The 17,298-nt window shown below is 60.4% G+C and carries 17 protein-coding genes and 3 pseudogenes; 14 read left to right on the plus strand and 6 right to left on the minus strand.

The window, feature by feature from the left end:
- Window positions 1-191 precede the first annotated feature (191 nt).
- The 5 genes and pseudogenes from RBB18_RS19175 to RBB18_RS19195 all read right to left on the minus strand — a co-directional run.
- Window positions 192-392 (minus strand): annotated as a pseudogene (locus RBB18_RS19175) (hypothetical protein); the annotation flags it as partial.
- A gap of 58 nt (window positions 393-450) precedes the next feature.
- Window positions 451-1,875 carry a mercury(II) reductase gene (gene merA, locus RBB18_RS19180; RefSeq protein WP_144435656.1) on the minus strand — a complete coding sequence of 475 codons (1,425 nt, stop codon included), beginning with the start codon at window positions 1,873-1,875 and terminating at the stop codon, window positions 451-453.
- Window positions 1,876-1,879: 4 nt separating this feature from the next.
- A pseudogene (gene merF, locus RBB18_RS19185) lies at window positions 1,880-2,118 on the minus strand (mercury resistance system transport protein MerF).
- A 4-nt stretch (window positions 2,119-2,122) separates the two neighbouring features.
- A complete protein-coding gene (locus tag RBB18_RS19190; RefSeq protein WP_057796972.1) occupies window positions 2,123-2,428 on the minus strand; it encodes a heavy-metal-associated domain-containing protein in 306 nt (101 codons plus the stop codon).
- An 18-nt stretch (window positions 2,429-2,446) separates the two neighbouring features.
- Window positions 2,447-2,836, minus strand: a complete 390-nt coding sequence (locus RBB18_RS19195; RefSeq protein ID WP_057796974.1) for a mercuric transporter MerT family protein — start codon at window positions 2,834-2,836, stop codon at window positions 2,447-2,449.
- Window positions 2,837-2,912: 76 nt separating this feature from the next.
- Between RBB18_RS19195 and RBB18_RS19200 the strand changes: the two genes are divergently transcribed.
- Window positions 2,913-3,329: a helix-turn-helix domain-containing protein gene (locus RBB18_RS19200; RefSeq protein ID WP_057796971.1), complete on the plus strand. Its 417-nt coding sequence runs from the start codon at window positions 2,913-2,915 to the stop codon at window positions 3,327-3,329.
- A 57-nt stretch (window positions 3,330-3,386) separates the two neighbouring features.
- On the opposite strand, the gene RBB18_RS19205 is transcribed toward RBB18_RS19200, so the two are convergent.
- Window positions 3,387-4,457: a hypothetical protein gene (locus RBB18_RS19205; protein WP_274594672.1), complete on the minus strand. Its 1,071-nt coding sequence runs from the start codon at window positions 4,455-4,457 to the stop codon at window positions 3,387-3,389.
- Window positions 4,458-4,683: 226 nt separating this feature from the next.
- Here RBB18_RS19205 and RBB18_RS19210 point away from each other — a divergent pair, with 226 nt between their 5' ends.
- The 13 genes and pseudogenes from RBB18_RS19210 (at window position 4,684) to RBB18_RS19270 (ending at window position 17,279) form a co-directional block, all read left to right on the plus strand.
- Window positions 4,684-5,565 (plus strand): recombinase family protein, encoded by an 882-nt coding sequence (locus RBB18_RS19210; RefSeq protein WP_306112097.1) that lies wholly within the window; start codon window positions 4,684-4,686, stop codon window positions 5,563-5,565.
- A gap of 134 nt (window positions 5,566-5,699) precedes the next feature.
- Entirely contained in the window at window positions 5,700-6,893 is a 1,194-nt protein-coding gene (repA, locus tag RBB18_RS19215; RefSeq protein ID WP_306112098.1) for a plasmid partitioning protein RepA, read from the plus strand.
- The gene (gene repB, locus RBB18_RS19220; RefSeq protein WP_306112099.1) at window positions 6,877-7,806 is read left to right on the plus strand and encodes a plasmid partitioning protein RepB; all 930 of its coding nucleotides are present in this window, start codon (window positions 6,877-6,879) and stop codon (window positions 7,804-7,806) included. The genes repA and repB overlap by 17 nt, the downstream gene beginning before the upstream one ends.
- 214 nt (window positions 7,807-8,020) lie before the next feature.
- Window positions 8,021-9,232, plus strand: a complete 1,212-nt coding sequence (repC, locus tag RBB18_RS19225) for a plasmid replication protein RepC (protein ID WP_306112100.1) — start codon at window positions 8,021-8,023, stop codon at window positions 9,230-9,232.
- A gap of 1,196 nt (window positions 9,233-10,428) precedes the next feature.
- Window positions 10,429-10,911 (plus strand): annotated as a pseudogene (locus RBB18_RS19230) (hypothetical protein); the annotation flags it as partial.
- A 42-nt stretch (window positions 10,912-10,953) separates the two neighbouring features.
- A complete protein-coding gene (locus RBB18_RS19235) occupies window positions 10,954-11,892 on the plus strand; it encodes an ArdC family protein (protein ID WP_306112128.1) in 939 nt (312 codons plus the stop codon).
- A gap of 148 nt (window positions 11,893-12,040) precedes the next feature.
- Window positions 12,041-12,469 carry a hypothetical protein gene (locus RBB18_RS19240; RefSeq protein ID WP_306112101.1) on the plus strand — a complete coding sequence of 143 codons (429 nt, stop codon included), beginning with the start codon at window positions 12,041-12,043 and terminating at the stop codon, window positions 12,467-12,469.
- Window positions 12,470-12,626: 157 nt separating this feature from the next.
- Window positions 12,627-12,854: a hypothetical protein gene (locus RBB18_RS19245; RefSeq protein WP_306112102.1), complete on the plus strand. Its 228-nt coding sequence runs from the start codon at window positions 12,627-12,629 to the stop codon at window positions 12,852-12,854.
- 170 nt (window positions 12,855-13,024) lie between these two features.
- Window positions 13,025-13,414, plus strand: coding sequence for a DUF3768 domain-containing protein (locus RBB18_RS19250; RefSeq protein ID WP_306112103.1), 390 nt, complete (start codon window positions 13,025-13,027; stop codon window positions 13,412-13,414).
- Between the two features lie 154 nt (window positions 13,415-13,568).
- On the plus strand, window positions 13,569-15,551 hold the full coding sequence (locus RBB18_RS19255) for a ParB/RepB/Spo0J family partition protein (RefSeq protein WP_306112104.1): 1,983 nt from the start codon (window positions 13,569-13,571) through the stop codon (window positions 15,549-15,551).
- A gap of 74 nt (window positions 15,552-15,625) precedes the next feature.
- Entirely contained in the window at window positions 15,626-16,219 is a 594-nt protein-coding gene (locus RBB18_RS19260; RefSeq protein ID WP_306112105.1) for a regulator, read from the plus strand.
- Window positions 16,219-16,875 (plus strand): hypothetical protein, encoded by a 657-nt coding sequence (locus tag RBB18_RS19265; protein ID WP_306112106.1) that lies wholly within the window; start codon window positions 16,219-16,221, stop codon window positions 16,873-16,875. The genes RBB18_RS19260 and RBB18_RS19265 overlap by 1 nt, the downstream gene beginning before the upstream one ends.
- 104 nt (window positions 16,876-16,979) lie before the next feature.
- Complete coding sequence (locus tag RBB18_RS19270) at window positions 16,980-17,279, plus strand: type II toxin-antitoxin system RelB/DinJ family antitoxin (protein WP_027246657.1); 300 nt, start codon at window positions 16,980-16,982, stop codon at window positions 17,277-17,279.
- Window positions 17,280-17,298: the final 19 nt, after the last annotated feature.

The following is a 17,298-nucleotide window of genomic DNA, read 5'->3' on the forward strand; positions in this document are numbered from 1 at the left end:
CCATGTACGGTCGAGCCGGTCCAGAATTGTTGCGGGCGAGAATGCTACCGTTCCGCCACACAGATTGAGGCAGAGCCCAATTAAGGGCTACGCGACATTTGCCGTAACCCGTGCAATAGTGCTCAGCGAACCTTTGCTGCCATTTGTCTCTACTTGTGCAAAAACGCTCCTGGTGGTGCCCATTTGGTTGCTCACATGCGCCACAATCGATACCGCCCCTGCCCCGTCACCTCCCGGATCAGGCCTCGCGCTTCCGTCCAGGCGAGATTGCGTTGAACGGCGGCACGGCTAGCGTTGGTCAGGACCTCGCCCATCGGGGCAGAGACAAGGGGCCATTCGGTAAGCACAGCGCGCAAGGCGCGCGGGGTCTTGCCCGAAAGTGGGGTCATTTCGCCTGCCTTGCTCGTCTTAGACACGCTTGAGGGTCCAAGCTGGATAAATCTGCTCGTTTCATCCAGCGCAGCAGGACAGTTTGGCGACATCCTTGTCGAAGGTCTGCGCGGCGAGCTTCAGCGCCTCGACCGTGGTAAGATAGGGAAAGATCGTTTCGCCGAGCGCCTTTGTCGTCATGCCGAACTTCAACGCCATGGCGAGCGTCTGGACACTGTCGGCTCCCTCCGGCGCCATGATGACGCCGCCCAGCAGGCGGTCGGTCTGCGCATCCGCGACCAGCTTGATCAGGCCCCGGGTATCGCGGGCCGCTAGCGCGCGAGGCACGTTGTCGAGGGTAAGCACGCTGGTCTTGACGTCATGACCCGCCGCACGCGCCTGCGCTTCGGTCAGCCCGACTCCGGCCACTTGCGGATCGGTGAACACCACCCAAGGCATCGATGCGTTGTCGTAGCGCTCCGTCCCGCCCAGAACGGCGTTGCGGGACGCGAGCTTGGCGCCATAGGCGGCCATGTAGACGAACTGATCGCGGTCGGTCACATCGCCGGCCGCGAAGATGCCGGGCTTCGTGGTCTGCATGTCGTCGCCCACCCGGATCGCACCGCGTGCGTCGGTCTCGACACCCATCTCCGCGAGGCCCAGCCTCTTGGTGTTGGGCGCACGGCCCGTGGTCAGGACGAGGCGGTGGGCCGTCAGATCGCGGTCGGTACCGTCCACCGTCACGGACAAAACCGCGCGGTCAACATCACGCCGCGCGGCGTGGTAGGTCGCGCCATCTAGGACGCGCAAGCCTTCGGCGCGCAAGGTCGCCGTGAGCGCCTCGGACACCTCCGGCTCGGTGTGCGGCAACAGGCGCGAGCGGCAGACGATGGTGACGTGGGTGCCCATCCGCGCCATCATCTGCGCCAGCTCCACGCCGATATAGCCGCCGCCGAGGAAGATCAGGCTGTCGGGCAAATGGTCCAGCGCCAGCAGCGACGTGCTGTCGAGCGTCGGTGCTTCGAGGATGCCAAGGATATCGGGCACGGCGGGTCTGCCGCCTGTGGCGACGATCACCTTGGGAGCCGTGATCTTGCGCCTGCCGACTTCGACACCGCCGGGGACGAGCTGCGCCGGACCCTCGTCGATATAAGTCACTCCATCGTAGCCCGGCAGCAGGTCGGCGTACTTCTTCTGGCGCAGCGTCGCGACCAGATCGTCCTTGGCCACAACCAGCGCCGACCAGTCGGCAACCTGCGCCTCTCCGCTGAGGCCCGGGAAACGATGCGCCGACTGCGCACTGTGGAGGGCTTCCGCAGCGCGGATCATCGTCTTGGAGGGCACGCAGCCCACGTTCACGCAGGTCCCGCCGATGGTGCCATGCCCGATGAGCGCGACCCGCTTGCCGCCCTCGGCGGCGGTGATCGCGGCGGAGAAGCCAGCCGATCCGGCGCCGATCACGGCAAGGTCGAAATCGCCCGTGGGTGCCTTGGTTTCGTATTTCATGAACTCATCCATTTTCTTGAGATGCCCTGCGCCGCTGCCGCCGCCAGACGGCATAGATGGTCAGGCCGATAAAAAACGCCAGCGCGGGCAGCAGCACGTAGTCTATCCAGCCAAGCCAAGTCAAGCCGACAGGCCCACGGCGCCGAGAAGAACGACCAGGATCGGCGTGAAGCAGCAGAGCGCCGCGATGACGGTGCCGACGATCCCTGTCGCGATCATCTTGCGGTCGGTCTGCTCGCTCATCCCGTCAACCTGAGACGCGCGCCGGGTAGCCTGCATTGGCCGACGCGGTCGCGATCGCCTCGGCGCTGGTCGCGGCGGTGTCGAAGACGACAGTAGCGGTGCGCGCCTCGAAGTCGATCTCGACGGCGCGCACGCCATCGACGCCTTCCATCGCGCGCTTCACCGTCACCGGGCAGAGCGCGCAGGTCATGTTGTCCACCGCGAAGGTGACGGTCTGCTCGGCGGCGACGGTTTGCGCGACGGCAGGAATGGCCGTGATGGGTGCTGTGGCGGTCAGGCCGAACAGAACAAGGGCAAGGATCGTCTTCATGAGGGTGTCCTTTCGGGATCAGTAGAGAAGCGGGGCCCACCAGTCGATGGTGAGTGCAGCGACGACGAGTATCAGGGAAGCCCAGAGCGCGGTCTTGGTGATCCGCGCCGAGGATGGGCGCGCACAGTAGGAACCAGGCTCGCAGACGGTCGGCTTGCGCAAATACACCTGCCGGAACCCGGCCCCGATGAAGCCGAGCGCGATTACGGCAAAGATCGGCTTGTAAGGCTCCAGTGCCGTGAGGTTGCCGATCCAGGCGCCCGAGATGCCGAGAGTCAGAAGCACCAGCGGCCCGATGCAGCAGGCCGAGGCGAAAAAGGCGCCCACAACCCCGCCCGCCGCAAGCCAACCCTTTCGGGCGGGGCGATCCGCCGCTGAAGTGTCTGTTCTGTCGTCTGTCAGTGTCATGTCGCGCACCTCTCGTCTGTGGTTGATGATGGGTGTAGGGTCTGTAGTAACTACAGGCTCAAGAGGAAACCTGCCCATGACCGATCACGAACGCGAGAGCGGCTTAACACGCGGCGACCTGGCCCGGGCGACCGGATGCAACATCGAAACAATCCGCTATTACGAGAAAACGGGCCTGCTGCCTGACCCACCCCGGACCAATGCCGGCTACCGGATCTATGCCACCGCACACGCCACACGCCTGCGCTTCATCCTGCGTGCCCGGGAACTCGGGTTCTCCATGGAAAACATTCGCGGGCTTTTGGGGCTGGAGGACGGAGCCGCCCCGACTTGCGCCGACGTCAAGGAGAGAACAGAGCGCCACCTTGCTGATGTGCGTGCGAAGATTGCAGACCTCCGGCGGATCGAATCCGTCCTCGCTGCAACGGCATCCAGGTGTTCTGGCGCCGAAGTCCCCAACTGTCCGGTGCTCGACGCGATTTCTGGAAACTGAAAACTATGACACGAACTTCCCGAACTCTTGAAGCTCCCATGCATCGAACTGGAAGATTCAAGATCGTGCCGCTACCCATATCTTGAATCGCCCCTGGCCGGTCACCTCGCGGATCAAGCCTCGCGCTTCCATCCAGGCGAGATTGCGTTGAACGGCGGCACGGCTAGCGTTGGTCAGGACCTCGCCCATCGGGGCAGAGACAAGGGGCCATTCGGTAAGCACAGCGCGCAAGGCGCGCGGGGTCTTGCCCGAAAGCGGTGTCATTTCGGCTTCCGCCCGCGCTGACCATGCTTCAATATCGTCTAGGTGCCGCATTGCTGTCAGACATGCCGTCTCCATCCCCTCAAGCCAACACGCCAAACGGTCAGCGGGTGGGCCGCCAGCGCGCAGCCCCCCTGCCCCACCCATGGCCAGAGGTGCAAAGACTGCTCCCTTGCCCTCGCTGGCCGCGATCCGCGCGGCCGTGACTGCCGCTTCCATTCGATCGCCCTGCTGCCCAAGGCCCGCAAGGCTCCAGAGGTGATAACCCGCGCAGGCACGGGTTATCGGGTGCAGCTCGGCGGCTTGCGCCATCAGGTTCAGCCAACCGCCCGCGCGATCCGCAAAAGGCTCGGCGTCATCGACCATGTTCTCGGGATCGCGACGATCGAGGAAGGCAGAAAGGTCCACCTCGGGGCCTGGTCCCCCTGTCAGACGACGTACCGCCCAACCGACACGCGCCAGTCCTGCGGGGTCCTCTTGAACGCCTGACAGGCGCATGGATATCCAAATAGCAATGCGATCCGGGCCAATGCGGTCACCCGCGAACCAGCTGAGGTCGGCAGCCTCGATCAGGGCAAGCCTGTGCCGCCATCCTTCCGGGCTGCGCTTCAGGCGGTCGTCCAGCGCGCCGACGCGACCGGCCACACGGGCAAGACGCGCGGCATGACCCGCCTCTGCTTTCCGCCAATCGTCGAGGACCTCGGCTTCACGCGGTTCGGCCCGCGGTCCGGGCGGCAGATAATCCGGCTCCTCTTCCATGGGACCGGGCAGGAACCAAAGATCGTCCTCGGACGACTGTTCCACCTCCTCAGCATCGAGAAAGAGAACGTCCGATTCATCATGAAAGGCAGGCGCTTGAGGCTTCATATGTGCAAAATACTGGGTTTTTGCATTTTACCCAAGGGTTTTGTCAGAGTGCACCCGCGCTTCTTATATAGCACGCGCGGGCGATGGTCGGCGAGGGCTCTCTGATCGCGCTCAGCCTATGGAAACCAAGGGCTTTCCGTTGAGCAGGGGCACAGAGATCGCCCTTGTATCCGTTTACAAACGGTCGTTTATTGACGGTATATGAAACTGCAAACGGCCCGTTTTCATGTCCCTGATAGGCTATGCCCGCGTTTCCACAGAGGATCAGACCCCCCTGCCCCAGTCCGAGGCGCTGCAATCGGCGGGCTGTGCCGAGATCTTTGAAGAGCACACCTCAGGCGGCAATCGCGTGCGTCCTGTGCTCACGCGGGTGCTCGGACGCGTCCAGAGCGGCGATACGCTGGTCGTCGTGCGGATCGACCGGCTTGCGCGGTCTCTGTCGCACTTACTGGAGGTGATCGAGCGTCTGGAGGCCAAGGGAGCTTTCTTCCGCTCGCTGCAGGACCCCATCGACACCGCCTCCCCTCAAGGAAAATTCACATTGCAGGTTCTGGGCGCCGCGGCGGAGTTCGAACGCGCGCTGATACGTGAGCGCACGAAGGCCGGGCTTGTCTCTGCGCGCGCCAAAGGGCGCATTGGTGGCAATCCTGGGCTTCGCACCAAAGACCCCGCCGCGCTGTGCAAGGTGCGGCTGGCACGACAGGACGGCTACATGGAGCGCCTGAACGAAACCGCGCAGGATTGGGTGCCCCACGTGCGACGCCTGCGGCCGGATATGGCCTGGGAAGATGTTTTGCGAATCATTAATGGCCCCCTGCCCCACGACCGGCACTGGACCCAAAGCCGCCTACTCCGTGCTGTGAAAGCCTATGTCCGCGACGGGTTTCTACCAGATGCAGTGCTTGGCCGCGCCGGACGCCGCGAAACCGATGACCGCCTGCCGGCTATCGTGGCTGCCATCAAAGGCTCGGACCCCGAAATAACACTTCAGGCGATCTGCGACCGGCTGGAATCGATGCGTGAGCGCACCCCTCGAGGGCGCACTAGCTGGCAGCCGTCTTCGGTCAAAATGCTGCTTGAGCGTGCGGAAAAGTTGGGGCTCCTCTGAACACGACACTTGTGTTTGCCTAACAGATTGCCACTAAATCTAGAAAGTGCTTGCACGAATCTGGCTGCTCGGGCAATAGTCTCGAAAAATAACGCGCGGTCACATAAAAAACGCGCCCACGGATCGGGGCAGACATGAGCGAAGCAGAACAGGATCTAGATATCGCCATCGGGCACTACGCGGAACTTCTCGCGTCGAACCTGCATGCTCAGCGCGCTGCACACTTCCCACCAGATGCAAAGAAGGTGATGCGCACTTTGACCAGCGGCGAAGCTGCTGAGCTCCTTGGCGTCGACCATACCTATCTTCGGAAGCTTCATCGAGAAGGAAAGATCGTTGACGTCGAGACGACGGCTGGAAGTCATCGCCGCTATACGCTCGACGATATCTGGGAAATCCGACAGACGCTTGAAGGAAACGCAAAAAAGTCTGGAACTTACGTGCCTGGACGTCAGGACGGTGACGAGCTTCAAGTCATTTCAGTGGTGAACTTCAAGGGCGGGTCCGGCAAAACGACGACGTCTGCTCACCTCGCTCAGCGCTTGGCGCTCAAGGGGTACAGGGTTCTTGCGATCGATCTCGACCCCCAAGCATCTCTTTCGGCTCTTCACGGAATCCAGCCAGAACTGGACCTCATGGAGGGCGGAACCCTCTATGATGCCGTTCGCTATGACGATCCCGTTCCGATCGCCGAAGTGATCCGCAAGACCTACATCCGCGGCCTTGATCTTATCCCGGGCAACCTTGAACTCATGGAGTTCGAGCACGAGACGCCTGCTGCGATCCAGCGAGGCGGAGCGAAGGCGTTCTTCGCGAGAGTTCATGACGCACTCGATAGTGTTGAAGCGAACTACGACGTTGTTGTGATCGACTGTCCGCCGCAACTTGGTTTCTTGACAATGTCAGCACTTTCCGCGTCCTCGGGTGTGCTCGTGACGGTTCACCCGCAGATGCTTGACCTTATGTCGATGTCCCAATTCCTGCGAATGACTGCGGATCTCCTTGGAGTAATCAGGGATGCAGGCGCAAATCTGCGCTTCGATTGGCTTCGCTTCTTGCCAACGCGATACAAAGTCGGCGACGCGCCACAGACCGAAGTCATCGCCTTCATTCGCGGGCTCTTTGGGAGGTCGGTCCTGACCAATCACATGGTTGAGTCGACCGCAATTTCTGATGCCGGCTTGACCAAGCAAACGCTCTACGAAGCTGACAAGAAGGACTTCACGCGTCAAACGTTTGATCGTGCGATCGAATCTATGAACGCAGTGAACGATGAGATCGCTGAAATCATCCAGAACACATGGGGGCGGAATGGCAAGAAAGCCTAAACTTGGCCTGCCGCTGCAGACCCTTCGCAACGCTCCTGACGCTCTGGAAGGGCGCCGACTGCGTGGCGGTGTTTTTGAGATCGATCCGGCGCAGATTGTTACCGAAGGACGGTTGGATGACAGGCTTCAGATTGAAGTTGAGGGCCTGAAGAACTCTATTTCCAAGAACGGTCAGCGTGTGCCTGTCTTGGTCCGCCCACTGGAAGGCGATCGCTACAACCTGATCTATGGCCGCAGACGCTTGGAAGCATGTCGCGAACTCGGTATCAAAGTTCGAGCCATCGTCACAGAGGTTGAAGGTGATCAAGCGCTTCGAGATCAGCTTCTCGAGAACCAAGAGCGTCGTGATCTGAGCTTTATTGAACGTGCGCTTGTAGCGACGGCGCTTCTAGACGGCGACCATTTGGAAGGGGCTGAGCGCACCAATCGTGGTGTCGCCGAAGTCCTTAACCTCCACGAAGCTGGGGTTTCACAGCTCTTGAGTGTCGTTCGGACGGTCGGCGAGGATCTCATCCAGGCAATTGGTGCAGCTCCTGGGATTGGTCGCCCGAGATGGGAAGAGCTCAAAAAGGCTTTGGGTGCCTACGACGGTGATCGGGACAAACTGCTAGCCATAGCTCATGCAGCCAAGTCCGGAAGTTCCGGCTCGGTCGATGAGGTTTCTGAGCGTGCGTTTCTCGCAGTTCTGGCAGCTGCGAAGAGCGCAGAGAAGAAAGCAAGCCCGTCTAGAAAGGGTGTGCCTGCTTTGGCGATCCCCGGTGTTGGAGCTGCGACGGTCAAGACCGGTCGCCAAGGCAAGCAGCTCAAACTTGATCTAACTACGGATGAACCTGATTTTATCAGCTGGTTGGAGGGCAACGCCCCAAAGCTGATTACCGAGCTTCATGAGCGCTGGAAGCGTTCAGGAGACTGAGGAAGAGCAACCAACAAGAAGGAGGCACGATACAGGCAAAAAGAAAAAGGCCCCGAGAAGCTAGCTTCACGAGACCTTTGTAAGGTTTCGCACCGGGATCAGCCCGCTACAAAATCTCAGTTTTCGCACTTCTGAATGTAGCGTTCTGGCCCCTACCCTGCAAGCGCAAAGCGATTCGCGGGCCCTAGAATTTTTTGTCTTCGTGGACATTTTCATGGAGTACACACCAATCTCGCCGTTTATGCGGCCGATTTCGCACGCCCATTTGCGCGTCATTGAGCGACCCGAGGCATCTGTTCCAGCCAGACCTGTTAACAAGTGGGAACTCCTGCGCGAGCTCTCCAAGGCGCAAGCGGCCTTTGGGGTCTCGGAACGTGATCTGACGGTTTTGCAGGGGCTCCTCAGCTTCTTTCCGGACGATGCGCTTGGCGGGAACGCCGAGATGGTCGTCTTCCCCTCGAACAAGGCGATCTGTGAGCGCCTGAATGGTATGCCCTGCTCCACGATGCGTCGTCACCTCGCGCGTCTTGTCGAGGCTGGCTTGCTCCAGCGGCGCGATAGCCCCAATGGGAAGCGCTACGTCCGTAAGCACGGCGAAGACCGCGTTGCCTTTGGCTTCGATCTTTCCCCGCTCTACTGTCAGTCCGAGGAGATAGCACGGGCCGCAGAGGCCGTACGTGAGGCTGAGGAGCGCGTCAGGCGCCTGAGAGAGGTCGTAAGCCTCATGCGCCGCGATCTCGCGGCACTCGCCGAGTTCGGAGACGAGATGCAGCCAGGCCTAGGCTTCTGGGATCAGCTTCGCGACAGGGCTGCCCTCACAGCCCGCGCGCTTCGCCGCAAGCTTTCAGTTGAGGACCTCGCGGCTTATCGAGCCGACCTTGAAGCTCTCCTTGACCAGGCACGCAACATCATTGATGGCCCTGAAACAGAAGAAATGAACACCAATGATGCCCAATTTGAGCGTCACCATCATAATTCAAATAAAGAATCTATAGATCTTGAACCTGCTTTAGAAAAAAGCGGGGCGGCAGCGGGTGTGCCAGATGTGGATACGAATGAGCCGGTGGCTGACGTTGATGAACAGGACACAAGACACCTGCCAAAGATCCCGCTGCACCTAGTGATCGCGGCATGTCCCTCGCTCAAGACCTTCTACCAAGGTGAGATCCGGCATTGGCACCAGCTCTTCGATGCGGCGTGCCATGTGCGGCCAGCCATGGGCATCAGTGCGTCTGCATGGGAAGAAGCACAGCGGTTCATGGGTCCGGAGCAAGCGTCGATCGTCGTTGCTGCCATGCTGGAACGCTTCGCCGACATAAGATCGCCTGGTGGATACTTGCGAGCTCTGACTGCCAAAGCTGCGGCAGGCGAGTTTTCCTGTGGCCCAATGGTCATGGCATTGATTGGCCGGCGGAACGCGGCTTAACAGCTGTTAAACTCCGATCTCGTGCGGCTGGCATGGCATAACTTAACAGCTGTTAAGTAGGCTCTCGGCACACAAACGGTGTTCGAGAGAGAAAAGTTAGGGGGTTGAGGTGTGGCGGTTTTTGAGATCGTGAAAGTGGCTTTCGCCTTCGTCGCGGCGAAGATCTGATGACGAGGGCATCCCGATCATCATGGTAAAACCTCAGCTGGTGACCATCGCTGCTAGTAGCGCAAAGGCGGCTAGTGAAGAACATACAGAGCGTTGCGCTGTAGCCTTCCTAGCAGTTGCGCGCCTCCGCGGCCCCTGCCCTTTTCGATGTCTGAGATCTGATGATGAATACCCTCAACAATTGGCTCTACGCTATCCGGCGCCTGCTAACGGCGATTTGGGTCCTGGCCTCGGATATTCCCTTGGCCTTCATCGGTGCTAATGCCTGAGAGGTAGGTTGTGGATGTCTGTTGCATGATATCGCGGCTACGGGCGGTAGCGCACAAGGAGCAGACGATCGATGGTTGGCAAAACCGTTTGACCAAGGGCTCGATCCTCGAATTCCCGTGCGCGGGGAGCCGGTAACTTCTCGGTCACTTCGATAATGGCGACATGACCAGCGAGGCAATCGGTTCCTCAAGCGCAGCAGCTGGTTGCCAGCGGTCCCGCGTTCCACTGATTTGGTCGTAGTGGGCCGCGAGGACATCGCAGAACAGCGGGTGCAACTTAATCTCTTGATTTCATGACACCCGAACTCTTCAAAAGAGTACTTTGATGTTGGCTGCGGAATGATCTGATCCATCCGGTGGATGAAAGCGTTTTAATAACAATGGGTTATTGTGTTTTAGTGTTCGCGATGAGAAATTATGCCCATAACAGCCATCATCGACATGGTTTCCCTTTCCAGGGTGCCGATCCGCTACATCGGCGGGAAGCCAAAGCATCAGCACGCTTTATGAAGAAGTTGGCAGTTGCGGGCCGATTGAGCGGTTTGGGCTATCTCGTGAAGAAGGAGCCGCCACAGGTCTAGCCGATGGGCCCTTTGGAAGTTCTGATCCCGTCGTACTAGTACTGTTCGGTGGCGGTTGGGTGTTTCATGGGTTTGGTCCACGAAAAGTGAAAGTGTCCTTCGGGTTTTGTGACTGACGGATGAGGGCCTTTGGGGTCCCTCAGATGGGTCCGGGCCGGGTTCCGGTCTGCCGTTCCTGATGAAGGGCATTCCCATGCAAACAGGTGTCTTGCGCGTGTTGCCCGCGACCGCTGCTTCCTGGTGGCGGCATAGAGAACTGCGCCGAACCGGCGAGACGGAGCTGGCACGGCGGCTCGAGCGGAAAGCCGTTCTCCGCGATCTCGGCTATCTCAGGCAGGCTGCGACTCTGCCAAACGCGCACGTGATTTGCGGGGAGGATGGGACGTTCCTCCATCTCGGTTGGAACACCGTATCGAGTTTCGCGCCGATCGAGCGCTTTCCCTTGGCCGCACTTGCGGTCGCACGAGGGACCCCGTTTATCGATATTCGACCCGTCACCGATGTCATCGCCTTCGCTAACCTGCCGCTGGTGGCTCGGGGCGGATCTGTCGACCCTGACCTTTCAGGTGCCGGCCGGCCCGTCTCGCTGACCACCTACATCGACATGGTCGAAAAGCTTGGCGCGAAGGTCGCCAACGATCCGCGGCCCCGTCAGTCAACCTGGTCCCCAATCTTTTCACCAACACACGAAAGGAGGCCAGCCATGGCCCGATCCCGCACGCCCAAACTCGATGCCTCCGAGGTCATCACGAACGAAATCATTCGCATCATCGAGCGCGGCGTCCTGCCATGGCGCAAGCCCTGGACCGCAGGTGGCAGCTCTCGCCCCCTGCGCGTGGGCGGTGAGCCCTACCAGGGGGTCAACAACTTCCTGCTGACCATGCGGACCGTGATGGCCGGCCACAGCTCGCCCTTCTGGATGACGCTGCCGCAGGCCAATGCGTTGGACGCAAAGGTGCGCAAGGGAGAGAAATCCTCCGTCGTGGTCTACTATGGTCAAAGCCGGAAAGACGCCGGCGATGAGGATCAGCACAGGGAGAACGATGATCGTTCCGAGGAGGCCCGGATCTTCCGCTTCCAGAAATCCTATCGCGTGTTCAATGCCTGCCAGATCGAGGGCCTGCCCGACAGCTTCTTACCCGATCCGGAGCCAGCACCCGAGCATCCGCCGTCCGAGCCCATCCCGCATATGCAGGCGTTTTTTGACGCCATCGACATCACGACCGTCTTCACGGGAACGGAAGCCTATTATCTGCCACCCGTGGACAAGGTCTACATGCCGTCCATCACGCGGTTCCATGACCCGCGCAATTTCTACGGGGTCTGGGCGCATGAGCTGGCCCATGCCACGAAAGCCCCCCATCGACTGAACCGTGATTTCGGGTTCTCGAAGTTTGGCAACACGTCCTATGCGCGCGAGGAGATCGTCGCGGAATTGACCTCGGTTTTCCTGGGTCAGACGCTCGGCTTCACGGCCCATACGCTCGAGATGAATGCCGCCTACCTCTACAACTGGCTGCGCGTCCTGAGCTCTGACAAAACAGCGATCTTCAAGCACGCGGCTGATGCACAGCGCGCCTGCGACTATCTGATTTCCAGATCTGAGAAGGGCAGGGCAGGGGAGAGCGCCGAGGCCGCCTGACAAATAAATCGCTGCACCGCCGCATGGCGGCTTGGAGCCCATCCCTACCGGAGTATTGTTGGGTGGGAGACGGTCTTGCCTCGCGAGATTGCCTTAATCATGTCAGTTTCACTTCCTAAAAACCGATTATCTTGGAGTTGAAAGCATCATGTTCATCGTGTCACTTCGCGGAAGGTTTGGGACCATAATTGCGGTTCAACTCTGTCTGCTTTCTATCGCACTGACTGTTGTTCTTTTCAGCTCATCCATTTTGGGGCTTCAACTGGCAGCGGTTGCTGCATTTTTGGTGGGATCATTTTTGACCTTGGCACATATGGGCCGGAACAAGGAAAAACTGATCTTTAACAGTCAAGTGAACCGACAGTTCGCATATCCGTCCACCTCCAAGAAAGAGAAATGGATGGCGTGCTATCAGTGGACGCAGGTTATCTTCTTCTTCTGCGGAGGTCTCTTGGTAGCTTTATCAGGAGTGGATAAAATCGCTTACCCAACCGGAGTGATTGCTGTCGGATTTTTCCTTGGATGCCTTAGTGTGATAGATGTCATTCATCGACTTTCCCGCAAGCGCGACCACTAACTCCATGCTTTTGCTGTCGGGCTGAATCTGATCTGCTACATGCGACTTTGTCCCGCGCTGCCGATCTTCATGCGCTTTGTACCGAACGTCGGGAGGGAGCCGTTGTACGACGGTGTCGGACATGTAGAGTATCACTCGACAATAGGAGATATGAAGAATGCTGTATCAATACGCTAGGGTGCTCGCAGAAGGCGTCTGGCTGATAGCATTTTTCAGCTTCATGGTCTTCACTTTCTACAGGCATTTTTTCGTGCAACCGTTTAACCACTTGGAACTGCGTGACCCAACTCACGAAAGCTACAGCTTTAACCGGAAGGTGCTTCTGGTGTTCGCGGCGATACAATTGAGCGGCTTGCTTCTTTTCGGTCTGTTCCCTCGCTCATAGACAAATGTGACCAAAGCCTTCGGTACTTGATGGTCCAGAGTCTGCTTAGTCCACACAGCGGACTTCTGAAGTAGTGCGGGACGTGTTGGTTCTGTCTGGCTCCGTCCGCCAAGCGGAAAAGAAAAAGCAGGCTTTGGGAAGGGTGCTTCAACTTCTCAAAGGAGAGCCCTATGACCATCACTGCACAGCCCCAGACAGACTGCCCGGATCCGAGTGTGATCGCCGCGCAGAACGACGCGTTCCGCAAGCTCGCGTGCCTTGGAGTGCCGCCCGCGCAGCCCATCCAGGGCCGGATGCATGTCACCCGCTCGATCATGGAGGCCGGTGACGGCTTTATGGCCGAGGCGGTGAAAGCCACCGGTGAGTTTGCCACCTTTGAGCTCGAGAATGACCCAGAGGGATGGCACGATTTCGGGGCGGTCGAGATCCGGGGTGAGACGGTGTTCTGGAAAATCGATCTGTATGAAGCGGATTCGGATTTCCGCTATGGGGCCGAGGCTCCGGACAATCCCGCGACCACCATGCGCGTGCTGACCATCATGTTCGCACGCGACTGGTAGGGCAGGGGACTCCTCCCCCCTGACATCTCAGACGATGAAGGCCCGCTGCCCCTCAAAAGGCAAAGCGGGCCTTCTGTCTTTGTGATCCCCGAAGCCGGGGATTGGTCACGCGCGAGCACGCGGGCCGAATTCCACCCACCGAGAAGGACATCCCATGACCACAAGCTTCAAACCCATTTCCGTCGCCATCGGCGATCTGGTCCCGCATCCCGCCAACGTGCGCAGCAACTCGCCGGAAACCTATGACGCCGAGAACATCGCCAATCTGAAGGCCAGCATCTCTGTGCTGGGCCTGCTCCAGCCGCTCCTGGTCCAGAAGCTTGACGGCAAATACGCCGTGCTCGCCGGTGGCCGTCGCCATGCTGCGCTGAACGAGCTGGTCGCAGACAAGGCCGCCAAGGAGTTCACCGCGAAGACCAAGGTGGACTGCCGCCTCGTGCCGGCGGATTGCGACGTCACCACGGCCCTGTCGCTCGCCGAGAACATCACCCAGGCGCCGATGAACGCAATCGACGAGTTCGAGGCTTTCGCCCGTATGATGGAGGTCGACGGCCAGACGCCCGAGACCATCGCAAAGACATTCGGCACGACCGTCGCCGCTGTGAAAGGCCGGTTGCGCTACGGTCTGATCCACCCTGAAATCCGCGCCGCGGCCCGGGCCAAGACGATCACGCTCGACACGATGAAAGCCTTTGCCGACCATCCGAGCCAGGAGGTGCAGCGCGAGGTCTTCGAGGCGCTCACCAAGGAAGATAGCTACCTGCAGGCCTACACCGTCCGCCAGGCGCTCAAGTCCCGCGGCGTCCAGGTCAGCGACGATATCGGGGCCTTCGTGCGGGCGGAGTATGAGGCCCGCGGCGGCGCGGTTGCGGCCGATCTGCTGGACGAGCATTCCGTGCTGGAAGACGCCGCGCTGGTCGAGACCATCCTGCTCGAGAAGCTTGGGGCCGCCGCCGAAGAGGCCCGTATGAGGCTGGGCTTTGCTTGGGCTGATGCTTTGGTGCGCTATGATTACGCGGCGATGGCCGACTATGGCCGCGTCTATCCTGGCCCGATCGAGCCAGATGAGGCTGCCCAGAAGCGCATCGACGAGATCACCGCCGAGCTTGAGAAACTGCAGCTCGAGATGGAGGATGAGGGGCTCGAAGACGACGACTACAACGCTCTTTACGAGCGCGTGGACGCCTTGGAAGAGGAAGCCCGCGATCTACAGGAGGCCTACAGCGACGAAGATCTGGCCCGCGCCGGTGTGATTGCCTCGTGGTCGAGCGGTAAGATCACGCTCCATGTTGGTCTCGTCCGCCCGGAAGACACCATCAAAGAGGAGGGCGCGCGCGGCTCCTCGGCTAGCCCGACCGGGCAGGAGGCCCCCGACGCCGGCGAAATCACCTACCCGGCCTCGCTGGCCGTGGACCTCAAGACCGAGCGGGCGATGGCCCTTGGGGCCGCGATGGCGTTGCATCCCGAGGCCACGCTCGATCTGACGCTCTTCAAGCTGGTCAGCGACGTTCTGAGCACCGGCGTGGGCGCCACGCAAGCCATCAAGGTCGAGGCCCGCAAGGAGTATCGCAACCATGCCAAGATGGACGAGATCGACGAGACCTCGCTTGAGCAGGTGGCGGCGGCGCATGATGCGCTGGACCTCTCGTGGCTCGATGACAGCCGCGCGCACGCTGATCAGTTCGCGGCGTTTCGCGCGCTGCAGCCGGGCGAGAAGGCCAAACTTGTCGCCTATGCCACGGCCAGCACCACGCAGTCCTGCTTCGCGGGGGACCGGCAGCGCGACAGCCTGATGCATGACTTCGAGATCGAGATCATGCCCGATATTCGCGCCCATTGGACGCCGAACGCAGCGCTGTTCAACCGCTTCAAGAAGGCCTGGCTCCTGAAGATGCTCGGCGAGGACCTGGGCCTGGCCCAAGAGGCGGTGACGCTGGCCTCGTCCAGCAAGAAGGAGATAGTCGCCTTCTGTGACAAGCTCTTTGCTGAGCCCTTCGCCACGCTCACCGAAGCGCAGCGCGCTGCCGTGGCCGCCTGGTGCCCGCCGATGATGCAGACCGCCGGTGTCGCATTGAATGAGTCGGCGTCCGCTGAGGAAACCCCGGAACCTGACGGCGAGGTCGCGCAAGCGGCCTGAGCCATCACGCGACCCGCGCGAGGTGCAACGCCCGCGCGGGTCGATCCTCCTGCGCCCAACAGAAAGAGATCCCAATGGCTATTCTCAAGTTCTCCGCCTCCGCAGTCGCGGCGCAAATCGCCCACGCGCGTGCCTGCAAGACCTTCCTGCCCAACTGGAACGGACCTGTGGACAGGCCCGCGCTGATCCTCATCGTCGGCAATGGTGTGCATCTGCGCTCGAACGGGATCGACGGCACGACTACCCGCATCGTCACCACCGAACAGGCCGATCCCTCCTTTGCCTTCGCCGACGGCATGAAGCCGTTTCGGGACACCGACTGGATGGCGCAGCGCCGCATGGCGTTTCGCGATCTGACCGGCCAGTTCTACACCGACATCCTGGATGATGTGCAGGTGCTCATCGACCGTGGGCGGGGTGCGATCCGGCTCGCCACCGATGGCCACAGCATCCGCGTCTTCGTGCGTCGGGCCTCGGACTATCTCATTGGCGGGACCTACGAAGTGCCCTCAGGCCTCGGCGGCACCTTCCGGGTCATCCTCAAGGATGCCTGCGACACCTTCGCGATCGTGCAGAACTGCGGCAATTGCGAGGATTTCGACGCCATGCAGCCCTATCGCGTGCCGCTTGATGCGCTGACGGAACTCGATGATCGGAGGGCGGCTTGATGGGATGGCTCTTCTACACCGACCGCCGCGTCAAAACCTACGCGGATGAGAAAGCGGAGATCACCCGGCTTTGTACCTTCGAAGGCGAAAGGCGCAAAACCGAACTGGTCAAGGCCTGCAAGGTCGGCTCCACCTGGTATGCGGCGGCAAGGGTCACCAATCTCGACGGCACCGCTGTCGAAGACGCGACGTATGTGACCGATCCGGATGGCTCCATCACTTTCGGGGCTGTCTTCCTCACCCGATACGATGACGGCTGCTGGGGCTACAAGGACATGGAGGAAAGCGCTGGCCCGAACGAGTCGCGCGCGCCGCTCAGCCTTCTGGCGCTTCTCTCCGACCTGAAAGACCCGGACAGTTACGCCCATGCCTGGCGCCAGCGCTGCCGGGACTGGGCTGCGATCCCGGACTACGAGGAAGGCGACAAGATCAAGCTCGCAGCACCTGTGACGCTTACCGATGGCAGCACCTGCCAGATCGTCACCGCGACCCACTACAGGCGGGGGCGGCAAAAACGCCGCTGCTACCGCATCGAGGAAACCGGCGGGCTCGTACGCCTGTCGAAAGCGACGCTTTCCGGCTCGGAGCTGCTCAGCTCCGCGAAAGGTGGTGCTAGCCCGGTGCTGGCGGAGTATCTCGCGGGGCAGGGTGGCTGAGTTTCCCGCTGAGACAACACCACGGGACCACGCGCGCACATACTGCCGACTTGAAATCGTATCTCAAATGAGATACATCATTCCCATCAACTGGAGGACCATCCATGCCTGCCCAAACATCCATGCTTCATGTCCGTGTTGACGATCAGCTGAAAGCACAGGCTTCGGACGCACTTGCGGGCGTCGGTCTGACGCTCTCCGACGCGGTGCGTATTCTTCTGACCCGCGTGGCCGCAGAAGGCGGCTTGCCGGCCGGATTGACTGCTGATCCGGATGCCTATGACGCCTGGTTCCGGGCGAAGGTACAGGAAGCGCTGGACGATCCACGGCCCACAACGCCCCATACGAAGGTGATGCAAGACGCCCAGGCATTGATTGACGGGAAGCGCCTTGCCAAATCTTGAATGAGACCTCAGCGAAACA

It is taken from the genome of Roseovarius sp. MMSF_3298 (assembly GCF_030733705.1).
In the GTDB taxonomy this organism is placed as follows: Bacteria; Pseudomonadota; Alphaproteobacteria; order Rhodobacterales; family Rhodobacteraceae; genus Roseovarius; species Roseovarius confluentis.

What these genes read in the sequence shown, in the direction of transcription:
- RBB18_RS19210 (WP_306112097.1), top strand. Translation starts at nt 4,684, where the DNA reads ATGTCCCTGATAGGCTATGCCCGCGTTTCCACAGAGGATCAGACCCCC.
- RBB18_RS19255 (WP_306112104.1), top strand. Translation starts at nt 13,569, where the DNA reads ATGACCACAAGCTTCAAACCCATTTCCGTCGCCATCGGCGATCTGGTC.
- RBB18_RS19205 (WP_274594672.1), bottom strand. Translation starts at nt 4,457, where the DNA reads ATGAAGCCTCAAGCGCCTGCCTTTCATGATGAATCGGACGTTCTCTTT.
- RBB18_RS19250 (WP_306112103.1), top strand. Translation starts at nt 13,025, where the DNA reads ATGACCATCACTGCACAGCCCCAGACAGACTGCCCGGATCCGAGTGTG.
- repC (WP_306112100.1), top strand. Translation starts at nt 8,021, where the DNA reads ATGGAGTACACACCAATCTCGCCGTTTATGCGGCCGATTTCGCACGCC.
- repA (WP_306112098.1), top strand. Translation starts at nt 5,700, where the DNA reads ATGAGCGAAGCAGAACAGGATCTAGATATCGCCATCGGGCACTACGCG.
- RBB18_RS19260 (WP_306112105.1), top strand. Translation starts at nt 15,626, where the DNA reads ATGGCTATTCTCAAGTTCTCCGCCTCCGCAGTCGCGGCGCAAATCGCC.
- RBB18_RS19265 (WP_306112106.1), top strand. Translation starts at nt 16,219, where the DNA reads ATGGGATGGCTCTTCTACACCGACCGCCGCGTCAAAACCTACGCGGAT.
- RBB18_RS19245 (WP_306112102.1), top strand. Translation starts at nt 12,627, where the DNA reads ATGCTGTATCAATACGCTAGGGTGCTCGCAGAAGGCGTCTGGCTGATA.
- repB (WP_306112099.1), top strand. Translation starts at nt 6,877, where the DNA reads ATGGCAAGAAAGCCTAAACTTGGCCTGCCGCTGCAGACCCTTCGCAAC.
- RBB18_RS19195 (WP_057796974.1), bottom strand. Translation starts at nt 2,836, where the DNA reads ATGACACTGACAGACGACAGAACAGACACTTCAGCGGCGGATCGCCCC.
- RBB18_RS19270 (WP_027246657.1), top strand. Translation starts at nt 16,980, where the DNA reads ATGCCTGCCCAAACATCCATGCTTCATGTCCGTGTTGACGATCAGCTG.
- merA (WP_144435656.1), bottom strand. Translation starts at nt 1,875, where the DNA reads ATGAAATACGAAACCAAGGCACCCACGGGCGATTTCGACCTTGCCGTG.
- RBB18_RS19240 (WP_306112101.1), top strand. Translation starts at nt 12,041, where the DNA reads ATGTTCATCGTGTCACTTCGCGGAAGGTTTGGGACCATAATTGCGGTT.
- RBB18_RS19200 (WP_057796971.1), top strand. Translation starts at nt 2,913, where the DNA reads ATGACCGATCACGAACGCGAGAGCGGCTTAACACGCGGCGACCTGGCC.
- RBB18_RS19235 (WP_306112128.1), top strand. Translation starts at nt 10,954, where the DNA reads ATGGCCCGATCCCGCACGCCCAAACTCGATGCCTCCGAGGTCATCACG.
- RBB18_RS19190 (WP_057796972.1), bottom strand. Translation starts at nt 2,428, where the DNA reads ATGAAGACGATCCTTGCCCTTGTTCTGTTCGGCCTGACCGCCACAGCA.